Origin of the sequence: Acidibrevibacterium fodinaquatile (assembly GCF_003352165.1) — a bacterium.
Classification (GTDB): domain Bacteria; phylum Pseudomonadota; class Alphaproteobacteria; order Acetobacterales; family Acetobacteraceae; genus Acidibrevibacterium; species Acidibrevibacterium fodinaquatile.
In genome coordinates this window covers 1,651,622-1,667,041 of sequence record NZ_CP029176.1, presented here as the reverse complement: position 1 = coordinate 1,667,041, position 15,420 = coordinate 1,651,622, and the positions used below count along the sequence as shown (strand labels likewise).

The 15,420-nt window shown below is 68.3% G+C and carries 13 protein-coding genes; 5 read left to right on the top strand and 8 right to left on the bottom strand.

Annotated features, from left to right (window positions below):
• Positions 1 to 25: 25 nt before the first annotated feature.
• The 3 genes from gcvT to gcvP are packed head-to-tail and all read left to right on the top strand — an operon-like array spanning position 26 to position 4,363.
• On the top strand, positions 26 to 1,135 hold the full coding sequence (gene gcvT / locus DEF76_RS08030) for a glycine cleavage system aminomethyltransferase GcvT (RefSeq protein ID WP_114911888.1): 1,110 nt from the start codon (positions 26 to 28) through the stop codon (positions 1,133 to 1,135).
• A 7-nt stretch (positions 1,136 to 1,142) separates the two neighbouring features.
• Positions 1,143 to 1,517, top strand: coding sequence for a glycine cleavage system protein GcvH (gene gcvH, locus DEF76_RS08025; protein ID WP_114911887.1), 375 nt, complete (start codon positions 1,143 to 1,145; stop codon positions 1,515 to 1,517).
• 14 nt (positions 1,518 to 1,531) lie between these two features.
• Positions 1,532 to 4,363 (top strand): aminomethyl-transferring glycine dehydrogenase, encoded by a 2,832-nt coding sequence (gene gcvP, locus DEF76_RS08020; protein ID WP_114911886.1) that lies wholly within the window; start codon positions 1,532 to 1,534, stop codon positions 4,361 to 4,363.
• Here the strand turns inward: gcvP and DEF76_RS20180 are convergent.
• The 5 genes from DEF76_RS20180 to DEF76_RS07995 all read right to left on the bottom strand — a co-directional run bounded on the left by DEF76_RS20180 (position 4,353) and on the right by DEF76_RS07995 (position 10,991).
• A complete protein-coding gene (locus DEF76_RS20180; protein WP_274966672.1) occupies positions 4,353 to 4,856 on the bottom strand; it encodes an ISAs1 family transposase in 504 nt (167 codons plus the stop codon). The genes gcvP and DEF76_RS20180 overlap by 11 nt on opposite strands.
• Positions 4,857 to 4,888: 32 nt before the next feature.
• Complete coding sequence (locus DEF76_RS20175; protein ID WP_162800530.1) at positions 4,889 to 5,479, bottom strand: ISAs1 family transposase; 591 nt, start codon at positions 5,477 to 5,479, stop codon at positions 4,889 to 4,891.
• 459 nt (positions 5,480 to 5,938) lie between these two features.
• Positions 5,939 to 8,743 carry a phosphoenolpyruvate carboxylase gene (locus DEF76_RS08005; RefSeq protein ID WP_114911885.1) on the bottom strand — a complete coding sequence of 935 codons (2,805 nt, stop codon included), beginning with the start codon at positions 8,741 to 8,743 and terminating at the stop codon, positions 5,939 to 5,941.
• A gap of 54 nt (positions 8,744 to 8,797) precedes the next feature.
• A complete protein-coding gene (locus tag DEF76_RS08000) occupies positions 8,798 to 9,247 on the bottom strand; it encodes a BLUF domain-containing protein (protein WP_114911884.1) in 450 nt (149 codons plus the stop codon).
• 4 nt (positions 9,248 to 9,251) lie between these two features.
• Entirely contained in the window at positions 9,252 to 10,991 is a 1,740-nt protein-coding gene (locus tag DEF76_RS07995; protein ID WP_205216145.1) for a putative bifunctional diguanylate cyclase/phosphodiesterase, read from the bottom strand.
• A 212-nt stretch (positions 10,992 to 11,203) separates the two neighbouring features.
• On the opposite strand from DEF76_RS07995, the gene DEF76_RS07990 reads away from it, so the two are divergent.
• Together DEF76_RS07990 and DEF76_RS07985 are read left to right on the top strand one after the other, a co-directional pair.
• Positions 11,204 to 12,463 carry a DUF445 domain-containing protein gene (locus tag DEF76_RS07990; protein WP_114911883.1) on the top strand — a complete coding sequence of 420 codons (1,260 nt, stop codon included), beginning with the start codon at positions 11,204 to 11,206 and terminating at the stop codon, positions 12,461 to 12,463.
• A 4-nt stretch (positions 12,464 to 12,467) separates the two neighbouring features.
• Positions 12,468 to 13,472, top strand: coding sequence for an LLM class flavin-dependent oxidoreductase (locus DEF76_RS07985; protein WP_114911882.1), 1,005 nt, complete (start codon positions 12,468 to 12,470; stop codon positions 13,470 to 13,472).
• A 35-nt stretch (positions 13,473 to 13,507) separates the two neighbouring features.
• Here DEF76_RS07985 and DEF76_RS07980 read toward each other — a convergent pair whose 3' ends face one another.
• From DEF76_RS07980 to purM, 3 genes are read right to left on the bottom strand one after another with little or no spacing between them, the layout of a single operon-like run.
• Positions 13,508 to 13,660: an aa3-type cytochrome c oxidase subunit IV gene (locus tag DEF76_RS07980; RefSeq protein ID WP_114911881.1), complete on the bottom strand. Its 153-nt coding sequence runs from the start codon at positions 13,658 to 13,660 to the stop codon at positions 13,508 to 13,510.
• A 36-nt stretch (positions 13,661 to 13,696) separates the two neighbouring features.
• Positions 13,697 to 14,347 (bottom strand): phosphoribosylglycinamide formyltransferase, encoded by a 651-nt coding sequence (gene purN, locus DEF76_RS07975; RefSeq protein ID WP_114911880.1) that lies wholly within the window; start codon positions 14,345 to 14,347, stop codon positions 13,697 to 13,699.
• On the bottom strand, positions 14,344 to 15,405 hold the full coding sequence (purM, locus tag DEF76_RS07970) for a phosphoribosylformylglycinamidine cyclo-ligase (protein ID WP_114911879.1): 1,062 nt from the start codon (positions 15,403 to 15,405) through the stop codon (positions 14,344 to 14,346). Before purM ends, purN begins: the two co-directional genes overlap by 4 nt.
• Between the last annotated feature and the right edge of the window lie 15 nt (positions 15,406 to 15,420).

The following is a 15,420-nucleotide window of genomic DNA, read 5'->3' as shown; positions in this document are numbered from 1 at the left end:
GGCGCGACCGTCAGCGGAGCCTGAGATGACCGAAGAGTCCGAAGCCTTGCATGTGAGTCCGCTCGATGGGCTGCATCGCGCCCTCGGCGCCCGCATGGTCGGGTTCGCCGGCTATGCCATGCCGGTCTCCTACCCGGCCGGCATCCTCGCCGAGCACCGCGCCTGCCGCGAGGAAGCCGCGTTGTTCGATGTCTCGCATATGGGCCAGGCGGGCTTGCGCGGCATGGCGGCGGCGGCGGCCCTCGAGCGGCTGGTGCCGGGTGATATCGCCGGCCTCGCGCCCGGGCGGCAACGCTATACGCTGCTGACCAATGCGGCGGGCGGCATTCTCGATGATCTGATGGTCGCGCGGCTCGCCGAGGATCATCTGTTCCTGATCGTTAACGCGGCACGCAAAGCGGCCGATTTTGCCCACATCACCGCCCATCTGCCGCCCGAGGTCACGCTCACCCCGCATCCCGAACGCGCGCTGCTCGCTTTCCAGGGGCCGAAAGCAATGACGCTGCTCGCCCCCCTCGCCCCCGCTCTCGCCGATCTGCGCTTTATGGCGGTCAGGGAATGCGGGGTCGCCGGCATCCCCTGCCTTGTCTCACGCTCGGGCTATACCGGCGAGGATGGGGTCGAGATTTCGCTCCCGGCGGCGGCGGCGGAGGGATTGGCGCGGACGCTCCTCGCGCTGCCCGGCGTGCTGCCGGCCGGGCTCGGCGCGCGCGATCTGCTCAGGCTCGAAGCCGGGCTCTGCCTTTACGGCCAGGATATCGACGAGACCACGACGCCGATCGCAGCAAACCTGGCCTGGACGATCGCCAAGCGCCGGCGCGAGGCTTGGGATTTTCCCGGCGGCACCGCGATCGCGGCCGAGTGGCAAGCCGGCCCGGCGCGCAAGCGCATCGGCCTCCGCCTCGAAGGCCGGGCGCCGGCGCGGAGTGGGGCTGCGATCCTCGCCGACGGGCGCGAGATCGGCCGCGTCACCTCCGGCAGTTTTAGTCCGACGCTCTCTGCACCGATCGCCATGGGCTATGTCGCCGCCGCCTTCGCGACACCCGGCACTGCGCTCGCCGTCTCGGTGCGCGAGCGCGCCCTGGCGGCCAGCGTCGTCCCCCTCCCCTTCCTTCCCCATCGTTACGCCAGTTGAGGAAACCATGACCGAGACCCGCTATACCAAGGATCATGAATGGGTGCGCCGTGATGGTGACGCCCTCACCATCGGCATCACCGACCATGCGCAAACCGCGCTCGGCGATCTCGTGTTCATCGAACTCCCCGAACCCGGCCGCGCGGTTGCCGCCGGCGAGGCTTGTGCCGTCGTCGAAAGCGTCAAAGCGGCGTCCGACGTCTATGCCCCGCTCGCGGGCACCATCGCCGCGGTGAATGGCGCCATCGTCGAGGATCCGACACTGGTCAACCGCGCGCCCGAGGGTGAAGGCTGGTTCTTCCGCCTCACCCCGGCCAACCCGGATGATTTCGCAACCCTCCTCGACGAGGCCGCCTATAGCGCCTTGGTCGCAACACTCTGACGACAGAGGCGCCCATGCCCAAGCCGATTTCCGACTCCGATTTCGCCCGCCGCCATATCGCGACCAATGCCGCGGATCAGGCCGCGATGCTGGCGGCCATCAGTGTCGCGACCCTCGATGATCTGATCGCCGAGACCATCCCCGGCGAGATCCGGAGAGAAAGCGGGCAAGGGCTTCCCGCGCCGCTCGACGAGGCCGGCGTGCTCGCCGAACTCGCCGCCCTCGCCGCCCGCAACGGCGGGCGCAAACCCCTGATCGGCCAGGGCTATCACGGGACGCACATGCCGCCGGTGATCCAGCGCAACGTGCTCGAAAATCCCGCTTGGTACACCGCCTACACCCCTTACCAGCCGGAAATTTCGCAAGGCCGGCTGGAAGCGCTGCTCGCCTTTCAGACGATGATCATCGATCTCACGGGGATGGAGATCGCCAACGCTTCGCTGCTCGACGAGGCGACGGCGGCGGCGGAAGCGGTCGCGATGGCGCATGCCGTCGCGCAAGCGAAAGACGCGGCCGCGATCGCTGTCGCCGCCGATCTCCACCCCCAGACCCGCGCCGTGCTGGCAACGCGCGCCGCACCCCATGGCTGGACGCTGATCGATGTCGCCCCCGGCGATGCCGCGGCGATCAAAGCGGCGCGGCCATTCGCCGTGGTCTTGCAATATCCCGGCACCACCGGGGCGCTCCGCGATCTCGCCCCCGAGATCGCCGCCGCCCACGCCGCCGGCGCGCTCGCCATCGTTGCCGCCGACCCGCTGGCCCTCGTCCTTCTCACCCCGCCGGGCGAGATGGGAGCGGATGTCGTCGTCGGCTCGGCGCAGCGCTTTGGCGTGCCGATGGGGTTCGGCGGCCCGCATGCCGCCTTCTTCGCGACCCGCGCCGCTTTCCGCCGCCAGATGCCTGGCCGCTTGGTCGGGGTCTCGGTCGATGCGGAAGGGCAGCCCGCGCTCCGCCTCGCGCTTCAGACCCGCGAGCAGCATATCCGGCGCGAGAAAGCGACCTCGAACATCTGCACGGCGCAGGTTCTGCTCGCCAATATCGCGGCTTTCTATGCGATGTGGCACGGGCCGGAGGGGCTGCGCCGGATCGCCGGCCGCGTCCACGGCATGGCCCGCCGCCTCGCCGAGGCGCTCGCGCGCGCGGGCTTTCCCCCCCGCCATCCCGCGTTCTTCGATACCATCGCGATCACCGGCGATGCCCGCGCCTTGCTCGCGCGCGGGTGCGAGGCGGGTTTCGATCTCCGCCCGCTCGCCGATGGCGTCGCGATCGCGCTCGATGAGACGGTGACGGAGGGGGAACTTGCCCGCCTCGCCGACGCCTTCGGGGCAACGCTCGGGCCCACGCCCGCGCCTGCGTTCCCCCCGCGAACGCCGATCCTCACCCATCCGGTGTTCCATCACCACCAGAGCGAGCATGCGATGCTGCGCTATCTCCGCCGCCTCGCCGACAAGGATATCGCCCTCGATCGCGGCATGATCCCGCTCGGCTCCTGCACCATGAAATTGAATGCCGCCGCCGAGATGATGGCCCTGTCCTGGCCCGGCTTCGCCGATATCCACCCCTTCCAGCCCGAGGACCAGAGCATCGGCTATCTCATCCTGATCCGCCGCCTCGCCGCCTGGCTCGCCGCCGCGACCGGCATGGAAGCGGTCTCGCTCCAGCCCAATTCCGGGGCGCAGGGCGAGTTCGCGGGGCTTCTCGCCATCCGCGCCTATCACGCGGCGCGCGGCGAGGGCGGGCGCGATGTCTGCTTGATCCCGGCGAGCGCCCACGGCACCAACCCGGCGAGCGCGGTGATGGCCGGCTATCGCGTCGTCGTCGTCGGCTGCGACGCCCATGGCAATATCGATCTCGGCGATCTTCGCGCCAAGATCGCAGCGCACGGCCCGCGCCTGGCCGCGCTGATGGTCACCTACCCGAGCACCCATGGCGTGTTCGAGGCCGGCATTCGCGAGATCTGCGCCCGCGTGCACGAGGCCGGCGGGCAGGTTTACATGGACGGCGCCAATCTCAACGCCCAGCTTGGCCTGACCAGCCCGGGCGCGATCGGCGCCGATGTCTGCCACCTCAATCTCCACAAGACGTTCACCATCCCGCATGGCGGCGGCGGCCCCGGGGTCGGGCCGATCGCGGTCGCCGCCCACCTCGCGCCACATCTGCCAAACCACCCTTTGTCAGTCGATGCCGGGCCGGCATCCGGCTACGGCCCGGTCGCCGCCGCGCCTTTCGGCAGCGCCCTGATCCTCACCATCGCCTACGCCTATATCCGCATGATGGGCGCCGCCGGCCTCAAACACGCGAGCGAGATCGCAATCCTCAATGCGAATTACGTCGCAGCCCGCCTCGGCCTGCATTATCCGATCCTCTATCGCGGCGAGCGCGGGCGCGTCGCGCATGAATGCATCCTCGACTGCCGCGCCTTTCAGGCGGAAGCCGGGGTTACGGTCGAGGACATCGCCAAACGCTTGCAGGATTTCGGCTTCCATGCGCCGACCATGTCCTGGCCGGTCGCCGGCACGCTGATGGTCGAGCCGACGGAGAGCGAGCCGAAAGAGGAAATCGACCGCTTCTGCGCCGCCATGATCGCGATCCGCGGCGAGATCGCGGCGATCGCCGCCGGCCGCCTCGACCGCGCCGACAATCCGCTGAAAAACGCCCCGCACACCGCCGCCCGGGTGACCGCGGATGACTGGACGCATCCCTATTCGCGCAAGCAGGCGGCGTTTCCGCTACCCTTCGTCGCCGCGGCGAAATACTGGCCGCCGGTCGCGCGCGTCGATAACGCCTATGGCGACCGCAACCTGGTCTGCACCTGCGCGCCAAGGCTGTTCAATGCTATGAGATAGCGAGCAGCGCGAGCATATTATCGATACCGGCGAGGGCGGCTCGGTAGCGGTCCTGGGCGAGTGTGTTGGTACGATGTGCGGTAAGGATGTTGAAACCGAAACTGCGCAAGCGTGCGAACACGCCGGGGTTGGTGCGGATGCGCGAGCGGTCTTCGCCGAAGGTGACGTCGCGGCTGTAGTGGGAGGTGGTTTCGATCCGCCAGTGTGCGCGGATGGCATCGGCGGCGCGGCGTGCGGAGATCGGCGTGTTGGAGACATAGAAGGCGGTCTCGGCGGAGTGGCGCAGCAGCCCGGTCTTGCTGCTGCGGGTGAACACCTCGCGCTCGACGCGGATGATGGCGGCGACGTGTGGATGCCAGTCGGTGTTGGCGAGTATGTTGGCGGGATCAAGGACGGTGACGGTGCGGCGCTCGTCGCGATTGCGCCCGATATCGTGGCTGTGGGCGGATCCGAGCGGTGGCGTGGTGGTGGAGAATTCGGTGATCTGGCGCAGCAGGGTGGGCTGGTTGTCCTTGACCTGGACGATCAGGGCGAGGTTGGCCTGCGCAGCGGCCTCGAAGGTTTTTTTTGGCAGTGCAGCGCATCGAGGGTGACGACGGCGCCGGCCGGGACGCCGAGTTCGGCAAGCAGCGCCTGCGCTGCCGGGATTTCGTTGGATTTCTCGGCGATCTCAACATGGGCGAGCACGAGGGCGGTGTCGGTGGCGAACGCGCTCAGCACCTGGGCGGCGGCGCGGTCGTGAAAGTTGTCGAAACTGCCGCGGAGCGTCTTGCCATCCAGCGCGATGCTGCCCTGTCCGGGCGTCGCGCGCGCGGCCTGCAGCAAGGCGGCATGGCGGCGGAAGACCGCCTCCACCGCAGCCGGATCAAGCCCCTGGAGGATGTAGCGGATGGCCGTGTGCGCCGGCGCGCGACGCCATTTCAGCGCAAAGATGGCGTTCAGCCGGTGACGATGGACGTCGATGAAGGTGATGATGCCGCGATACGAATTGCAGCCGCTGACGATGGCCAGGATGGCGAACAGCAGCACGTAAGGCAGTTGGTAGAGCTTTCCTTCCGCCCGGCGCGGATCAGGAATCTCCGCCAGCACGTCCAGCAACGGTGAGAATATAGCCACGGCAACCTCCACTTCGGTTGCCGCCCTATGAGTCAGACATTTCCCGATTGGGGAATCCCCTTCGTCTCCATGAATGCATTTCACCCATCAGATGTTACAAATCGGGCTCAGTCCAGCCAACGAGAGAGCGTTGAACAGCCTTGACCTGCGCGCCGCTGGCCGATTACGCGCAGGCGGCGGAGTAAGAAAGGTTCTTTTTTGAAAAAAAGAACCAAAAAACTTTTCCCCGCTGGTCAGTGCCGACGGCACTGACCACTGCGAGGAAGCTGCCGCTCCGAGACAACAGGATAAAAGTCTTTTTGCTTCTTTTTCTTCAGAAAAAGAAGGATTTTATACCAGCCAGCCGAAAGAATGACACGTCGCTTGAAGACGGTTGGCTGGTATCTTTTTGATGTTGCGCGCAGCCGCCACACCAACCCTGCGCGCATACCGGTCAGCGATTTCGCTGACCGGTATTACTTACCCGAAAGCGCCGATTTCATGGCCGAGCGCGAGCCCAATTTCGCGGATCAGCGCAAACAGGGTCGCCATCGGCGCGAAAATCTCGGCGTGCTCGCGGGCATAGCCGCCAGGTGTGTGGCGATCATGGGGCTCGGCGAAATCGCGCTCATCGGCGGGATCGGCGCTCGGGGGAAAAATCTGCGTCAAAAGCGCGACCGAGGCCGGAATGTCGAGCCGTAGGATACGCGCCTCGATCGCGGCGCGGGTAACCCCGTCGCGGGGTGCGAAATCCGGGATTTCGGTCGCGAGCAGCCACAGCCGGCTGATCAGCGCGAGCCGCAGCGCGTGCAACAGAACCTCGCGCTCGGCCATGCGCGGCGCCTCCGGCCATACCCCGAGCAGCGCCAGATGATCGGCTTGGAGGCGGCGGAACAGCCGCTGCACCGGCGCGGTCTGGCCAAGCCGCTCGACAGCGCGCGCAACGCTGAGCAATGTCGCCCGCCGCCCAGCCGGAGATCGCGCGCGCGCGGCGCGATCGAGCCAAGCGCCAGAATCGAAGAGCGCCGCGACCGCGCGCAGCACATCGATATCGGAATGGGCAAGCGCGTGGCGCGCGAGATCGAGGGCGCGGCGAAACCGCGGGCTCGCGGCGCGCAGATCCTCCGCCGTCTCGGGATGCCGCGCCAGCGCCGCCCCGAGACCGTGGAGCGTATTGGCGCACCAGCCGACTTGCTGAAGGATCGCGTTATTCGGAATGGCGCGCAGCTCGCGCGGATGGCGAATGCGCGCCGGCCCCGCGAGCCCATCTTCCGCCCGCGCCGCCGGGCGCGAACCGCTCGGCTCGATCAGCGCCGGGCCGAACATGCCGAGCAGCGTCGCATAGCCCGGATCCTCGAGCAGTTCCGCCATCGCGGCGCGAATGGTCGCGAAAAAATCGGCGGTGAAATCAGCCTCGGCGTAGACAGGATCATCCGTCTCCGGAACCGGGGCGAGCGTGTGCTCGGCGATCCGGGCAATGCTTGCGCGGGCGAGTTCCGGGGTTGCGAACAAAAGATAGCCATCGCCGCCTTGAAACGAAGTCTCCTGGCGCAAGCGGAACCCGGCGGCGGCGAGCGCCTGGCGGCTTGCCGGCGGCGAGAGATAGTCGAACCGCTCGGCGAGCGAGCCGGGATGGGCGCCGCGGCCGATACTCTCACCATGAGTGTCAAACAGCACGACCTCGAGATCGGCAAGCCCATGCCGAGCCAGGGTTTCGGCGATTTTGAGGCGCAGCCGCTCGATCAGATAACTCGCCGCGAGCTGGCCGACGAAGCGCCCCGAATCGGAATAGCCGAATTGCAGGCAAATCCGCCCCATCGCCCCGAGATAGGCGCGCCAATGCGGGCTGCGCAGCGCCTCCTCGAGCACCCTGACACCACGCTCCAGCGCTTCCGCGGTCTCAAACAGCGGGCAGATCTCGATCCGTTCGGCAACGCCATGCAAGCGCGCGAGCCAAAGTGCTGCGAGCAGCGTATAGCCGCTCTCGGTTTCGGCGATCAGGAAACGGATCGGCACCGCGCCGTCGATATGCTTGATGATCTGCGCCGCCACCATCATCAGCCGCGCCGCCGAAGCGCGCTCGGCAAGTAGGCCGCCGAAATCGACCCGTTCGGCGACGACCTGATCGAGCGCACCATTGATCGCAGCGAGCAGAACCCGCCGGCGCGAAGGATCATTGGGCGGATCGGCAAGGCCAAGGCGCAGGCGTGCAACATTATGGATCTGGGCTGCGTTCAGGCGAAGATGGGTGTGAGCGAGCGCAAGGCCGTGCGACACCAGCCCGGCGCGCGCAACCGCCAGGGCGAGGGCCTGCTCGGATGGGGCGGCGGCGATCGCCTGGGCAAAAGCGTCAAGGAGTGGCGCCGGTGTCGTCAGCGCGGTCGTGCGCCCATCGACCAGCGCATGCGCGAAGCGGCTCACCTGATCAGGATCGGCGGCATTGGGGCAGAGCGCGATCTGCGCCGCGACCGTCGCTTCCGCCTCGATGACGCGGGCGGCGAGCGCCGGCACATCGAGCGGGGCGAGCTGGCCGGCGAGGCGGGCAAGCTGCAACCGCTTCATCGCGAGACGCAAGCGGAATGTGTCCCACCACTGGATATCGGTGCGGCCGTCGGTGTCGTAGCCGACCCAGCTTGCGACCACGATCGGCGCCGGGATCAGCGCCGCCCAGCGATCCGGCCAGGTCGCCCGGGCGGCTTCGAGCAACGCCGCATTGAGCGCATCCAACGCGTCGCGGGCATGACCGATCGCCGCCACTGCCTGATCGAATTCCTCGGCCAGCGTCGGCGGCGCACTCGCGCGATGGCTCTCGAAATCCGCAGTGCTCCGGCCGCAGGCCCGCTCCGCGAGCGCTTTCGCGACCGCCGGCGGAAGCACGAAAGTGGGGTGCGCGGTGAAAACGGCGGCAAAGCGCGGGCGGGTGATCGCGGCCTGAAACTGCGCGAAAGGGAGCGGGCTGTCGGCCGGATCGGGGCGAATCAGCCGCGCGGCGAGGCGCACGAACGCGGCGGCGGCCTCGGCCTCGGTGCCGCCGACATAGGCGGCAAGGCGCCGTGCGCGATCGGCGAAGGCGGCATCGCGAAGCGCGCGCACCAGGGCGGCGATCGCGGCGAGATCGAGCTTGCCCTGATCGATGCGCCGGCTGATTGCGAGCGCCAGCGCGAGAATCGGGTTGCCGAACGGCTCATCCGCCGCGCGGGCGCGGATTTCGGCCAGCGTCGCCGCCAGCTCATCGGCCAGATCATCAGCGTCCGCTCGCTCGGGGCGGGATGGAAGCTCGTCCATGCGGAGGATTGTGCATGTGCGAACGACATCCCGCAATGCTTTCCTGCCCTGACCTCAGGCGAGTGCCCAGGCCTCCTCGCGGCGCACGAGGCCATGCAGCAGGCCGAGCACCGCCGAACTCGATTCCGGCCGCTCGTTGGCGAACGCGCCTTCAAAGACGACAAAGGCCAAGGGATCATGCGCCCCGGGCTCACCGGCGAAGCCCATCGACCATTTCGGGAATTCACGCGCCGCAGCGAGGCCAAATTCGAGCACGGTGACATCGGAATGACGTTGGTCGTTCTGAATCCGCTCGAAACATTGCTCGAGCGCGACGCGTGGGCCTTCGAGCGTCTGGGCAAAGCAATTATTGGCGAACAAGAGCGCGCCGCTGAGATCGGCGCGGGCGTTGTTGCGCCGCGAGGTCGCGAGAATATCGCGCAATTCCCGCGCGATGCTGGCAGGCGGGCCGGAAATCCGCATCCGGCTGCAATAGACGACGCGATAGAGTTCCTGTTTCGTCATCACGTTAGGCTCCGTCTCGGGCTCTCTCGGGCGAAATGGTTCGGGCGCGGCCGGCGCCGGGAAACGCCCGTCGGCCGGCGAGCAACGCCCCGACGGCCTCCGCCGGCACCGGACGGCTGATCAGATAGCCCTGCATCTGATGGCCGCCGCTGGCGGCGACGAAATGCGCCTGCGCCTCGGTTTCGACCCCTTCGACGGTAACGGTCATGCCGAGGCTGGCGCCGAGTGCCGCGATCGCGCGCACCACCGCTTTGCCGCCGTTTTGAGTCTCGATTTCGCTGACGAAAGAGCGGTCGATCTTGATTTTGTCGAAGGGAAAGCTCCGCAGCTGGCTGAGCGAGGAGTAGCCGGTGCCGAAATCGTCCATGGCGATGCGCACGCCACGGCCGCGCAGCTCATGCAGAATGGCGAGCGTCTCGGCGGCATCGCGGAGCAGAACACTCTCGGTGATTTCGATTTCGAGCCGCGCGCCCGGCAGGCCGGCGCTCGCCAGCGCCTCATCGACGGCGCGGAGCAGCCGCGCGCCATCGGCGAATTGCACCGGCGAGACATTGACCGCGACCAAAACCGCCTCCGGCCAGCTCGCGGCGGTGCGGCACGCCTGGCGCAGCACCCATTCCCCGATCGGCACGATGAGGCCGACCTCCTCGGCCAGCGGGATGAATTCCGCCGGCGAGACCATCCCCCGCTCCGGATGCTGCCAACGCAGCAGAGCCTCGAACCCGACCACCGCGCCCGAGGCAACCTCGAGCAGCGGCTGGTAGTGCAAATGGAACTGACCAAGGGCGACGGCGCGGCGAAGATCGGTCTCGAGCGCCTGCCGGGCCTGCGCGCGGGCATCCATCTCCGGCCGGAACATGGCGAATTGCCGCCGCCCGGCCGCCTTGGCGGCGTAGAGCGCGAGATCGGCGCGGCGCAGCAGCATCCCGCCTTCGCTGGCGTCCGCCGGCGCGCGCGCAATCCCGATGCTGACCCCGATATTGGCGAGATGGCCATCGACCAAGTAGGGGCGGCTCAGGAGATCGACCAGCCGCTCCGCCAGCTTCTCGGCGCCCTCGGCGCGCGGCAGCAAAATGGCGAATTCATCGCCGCCGAGGCGAACCAGCGTATCGCCGCTGCGCAGACTGCCGCGGAGCCGCTGCGCGACCAGGCGGAGCAGCGCATCGCCGATCGGATGGCCGAGCGAGTCATTGACATGTTTGAAGCGATCGAGATCGAGGAGAAGCAGCGCGGCTTCGGCCTCGGCCCGCGCCAGCACCGCCGCCAGCGCCGCTTGGAACGCGCGGCGATTGCCGAGCCCAGTGAGCGGATCGCGGAGCGCCGCCTCCCCATCATCGCCCCGCGTCGGGATCGAAAGGATGATCCCCTGCCCGTCGAGACGCGAAAGCCGCATCGCAAAATCGCCGAAAACGAGTTCCTTCTCCGCCGCGGCGCTGTCATGCCCGTTCGCCGGCGCTGCGTCTCCGGCGAGCATGGCGGCACAATGGTCGCGGATCGTCATGCGCTCGGCGGCATCGAGCGCGCCAGCGTGCTCCAGCACGGTCGCGAGCGCGAGGCCGTGCCGCGGTGGCGCGCCGATCCAGCCGAGCCGCCGCCGCGCCGCTGCGTTGCAAAGGATCACATGCAAATCGCGATCGAGCAGGATGACCCCTTCGGCGATGCGGAGAAGCGCGGCGCGGAGCGCCATGTCATCGCCCTCGCGCCGTGACGCCGCTTTCGTGACACGACCGGCGACCGGCGCCACCCGCCGCGCCGACGAAGGCAAAGCGCGCGGCTTTTTCAAAGGTCCGACTCGAAAGACAGGGCAGACAACAGCATGTGACGTGCCTTGCAGGAACTTACCCAGCGGGTTTGTCTCGCTACTATCGCGGGGATTGGTGAAGAATTCGCTACCCAAGGCGCGCCGCCGGCGGCGCGTGCCAAGCCGGCGCGCCCGTGCTAAGGGGTGAGCCCTTCATGACCCCGGATCCCGATGCCAAGGCCCGGCGGGTGCTTTCGCGCCACCGCGCCGCCGCCAGCCTCCTTCTCGCGTTCATGGCGGCCCTCGTGCTCGCCAGCCGCATGCTCGCGGACACGCCGGCGAGCCGGCTGCTGACGGCGGCGGCGAGCGCCGGGCTGGTCGGCGGGCTCGCGGATTGGTTCGCGGTGACGGCGCTGTTTCGCCGCCCGCTCGGCCTTCCGATCCCGCACACGGCAATTTTACCCAACGAGAAAGCACGGCTCGGCCAGGCGCTCGGCAATTTCGTCGCCAATCACGTGTTCACCGAGGCAGAGGTTGCCCGCACCCTTCACCGCCTCGATGTTCCTGGCATTCTCGCCCGCTTCCTCGCCGATCCCGACGCCGCACGGCCAGCCGCGCAGGGGCTTGCCGCGATGCTGCCGCGTCTGCTCGCGACCGTCGAGGATGGCCGGGCGCGCCGTCTTCTCGCCCGCCTCGCGCCGCGTCTCCTTGCCGGCAGCGGGCCGGGGCTGCTCGCCCGCGTGCTGCGCGCCCTGGTCGAGGGGGGACGGCATCAGGAAGTGTTCGGCTTCGTGCTCACACAGTTCAAGGAGACGATCAACGCCAAGGAGGAACAGCTTCGCCAAGCGATCGAGGAGCGGGTGCGCGAACAGGGCGGGCGGCTGATCGGCTGGGCGCTCGGCGCTTCGATCGCGCGCCGGGTGCTCTCGGCGATGAATGCCGAACTCGACAAAATGGGGCCGGATGGCTCGGAACTCCGCCTCGCCTTCGATGAATGGATCCGCCGCGAAATCGAGCGCCTCGAGGAGGATCCGGCGCGCGCCGGCGAAATCGCCGCCGTGTTCCGCCGCGTCCTCACCCATGCGACGGTGCGGGCCTGGCTCTGGGACATTTGGGCGCGGCTTCGCCTCGCGCTCGAAGCCGACGCCGCCAACCCGCAAGGCCGCACCGCGAGCTTCCTCGCCGAGCAGCTCGCCTCCCTCGGCGCTCAGCTCGCCGCCGATCCGAAAAGCCGCGCCGCCGTCAACCGCGCCGCCGAGCGCACGGTCGCGGCCCTCCTGCCATCGGCGCGCATCGAGCTTGCCCGCTTCATCGCCGCCGTCGTCGGCGGCTGGGATAGCGCGACGCTGACGGCGCGGCTCGAACTCCGCATCGGCAAGGATCTGCAATATATTCGTATCAATGGCACTCTCGTCGGCTTCCTGGCCGGCGGCGCGCTTCATCTCGTGCTCCAGTATTTATTCAAAGGTCATTGATATTATGATAAAATTATCCGTGCTCGACCAATCGACGGTGGTTTCCGGGCGCGCGCCCGCTGCCGCGATCGCCGAAACCCTGGCGCTCGCGCGGCATTGCGAAGCGCTCGGCTACGCCCGCTATTGGCTAGCCGAGCACCACAATTCCCAGAGCCAGGCCGGCACCGCGCCGGAAATCCTGATCGCCGCCATCGCCGCGACCACCGCGCGCATTCGCGTCGGCAGCGCCGGGGTGATGCTGCCGCATTATTCGGCGCTCAAGGTCGCCGAGCAGTTCCGCGTGCTCGAAGCGATCGCGCCCGGGCGGATCGATCTCGGGGTCGGGCGCGCGCCGGGCTCGGACGGGCGCACCGCTTTTGCCCTCAATCCGCTCGCCGAGACCGCGGCCGAGCATTTCCCGGCCCAGGTCCGTGATCTTCTCGCCTGGGTCAGGGGCGAGCCGCTGATCGAAAATCATCCTTTCCGGAGCGTTGCGGCGCAGCCCGCCGGCCCCGGCGCGCCGGAGGTCTGGGTGCTCGGGAGCTCGAATTACGGCGCCGAGGTCGCGGCGTATTTCGGCCTTCCCTTCTGCTTTGCCCATTTCATCACCGATGGCCGCGGCACCGCGGAGGCGCTGGCGATCTACCGGGACTTGTATCGCCCGAGTGCCCGCCATCCGGCGCCGCATCCGGCCCTCGGTATTTGGGCGTTCGCGGCCGAGACCGCAGAGGCCGCCGAATACGGCTTCGCCTCGCGCGCGCTCTGGCGGCTCGGGCGCGATCGTGGGGTCTTCGCGCCGCTGCCAACCCCCGAAGAAGCCCTCGCCTATCCCTATAGCGACGCCGAACGCGCCCATATCGCCGCGATCAAGGCGCGCGCGATCTACGGCACACGGGACGATACGGCGTTGCGCATCCGCGCGCTCGCCGAAAGCCACGCGGTGGACGAGATCGTCATCCTCTCGACCATCGCCGAGCCCGCCGCGCGGCGGCTTTCCTACACCCTGCTCGCCGAGGCCTTCATCGCGTAATACGCGTGGTGATCAGAGCGTAAGACGCGTGGCGATCAGAGCAGGAAAATCGCCATCAGGATGAGCAAAAGCGCAACCCCGCTCGCGGCAATGACGGTGAAATGGGTGAAGCCGGTCCAAAAACGCTGCCGGTCGGCGAGAAAATCGCTTTCGCTGACGGCCGGCGCCGAGGAGGAGGAAGTGGCCATGGCAGTGCCTCATTATCACGTGGTTTGGCGCTCTTTCTAAGGCGCGAGCCCCGGCGTCGGCAAGGGGTTGCAGAACACCGCGCCGGCCGCCGGCAGATGCGGCGCCGCGGTAAGAAAGGCGCGGAGTGCCGCCGGATAGAGCCGATGTTCGAGGGCAAGCACCCGCGCCGCGAGCCGCACTTCATCGTCACCAGGCAGCACCGGCACCGCGCCTTGCGCCAAAATCGGCCCCTCATCCATCCCCTCGGTGACCAGATGGACGCTGCAGCCATGCAGTTTGACGCCGGCGGCAAGCGCCCGCGCATGGGTATCGAGCCCGGGAAAAGCAGGCAAAAGGCTCGGGTGGATGTTCAGCATTCGCCCCCGATAGCGGCCGACGAACCACGGCGTGAGCAAGCGGAGATAGCCGGCGAGACAAACCAGTTCGACCTCGTGGCGATCGAGTGCGGCGGCGAGCGCGGCTTCGTGCGCCGCGCGGTCGCGCCCAAACGGCGCGGTTGGCACGGCAAACGCCGGCACCCCTTCGGCGCGGGCGAGCGCGAGGCCGGCGGCGTCTTCGCGATTGGCAAGGACGACGGCGATCTCGGCAGGGTAATCCGCGGCCCGCGCCGCCGTGAGCAGCGCCATCATGTTGGAGCCGCGGCCGCTGATCAGCACCCCGACCCGGTGCCGCCTGGCCGCGCTCATGCGAGCCAGTCGGGCGGCGGGTCGATCGCGAGCGCGGCCGGCGCCGTCGCCTCTGACGCTGCTTCGATCCGGCCGATCACGCGCGCGGCCTCGCCGAGGGTTTCGAGCCGCTCGAGCGCCGCCGCGGCATCGGCGACGACGAGCGCCATGCCGATACCGCAATTGAACACGCGCAGCATTTCCTCGGTCGATACCGAGCCCGCAGCTTGGAGCCAGCGGAATACCGCCGGCACCGACCACGCCCCGGCATCGAGCGCGGCAACCGTGCCGGCCGGGAGAACCCGCGGCAGATTGCCGGGCAAGCCGCCGCCGGTGATATGCGCCGCCGCCTTGAGGAGGCCGGCGCGATGCAGCGCCAGAACCGGTTTGACGTAAAGCCGGGTCGGGGTGAGCAACGCCTCGCCGAACGTTGCCGCCTCGGCAGCAAAAGGCGGCGGCGCCTCGAGCCGGGTGCCGCTTTCCGCAATGATCCGCCGCACGAGAGAGAAGCCGTTGGCATGAACACCGCTCGCCGCAAGGCCGATCACCGTATCCCCCACCGCAACACCGGCCGGGAGCAAATGGCCGCGCTCGGCGGCGCCGACCGCAAAGCCGGCGAGATCATAATCGCCCGGCGCGTAAAGCCCCGGCATCTCCGCCGTCTCGCCGCCGACGAGGGCGCAGCCGCTCTCCGCGCAGCCGCGCGCGATGCCGGCGATGAGGCGCGCGGCGGCCTTCGTCTCGAGCCGGCCGGTTGCGAAATAATCGAGAAAAAACAGCGGCTCGGCGCCCTGGACGACGAGATCATTGACGCACATCGCAACGAGGTCGATGCCGATCCCATCCTGTCGCCCGGTCTCGATCGCGAGCGTGAGCTTGGTGCCGACGCCATCGGTGCTGGAAACCAGAATAGGGTCGTGAAAGCCCGCCGCCTTGAGGTCAAACAGCGCGCCAAAACCGCCGAGGCCGCCAAGCACGCCGGCGCGCCTGGTCGCCGCCGCCGCCGGTTTGATCGCATCCACCAGCGCCTCGCCGGCGGCGATATCCACCCCGGCGGCGCGATAGGTCAGGCTGGCCATCACTCTCTCCGCTCA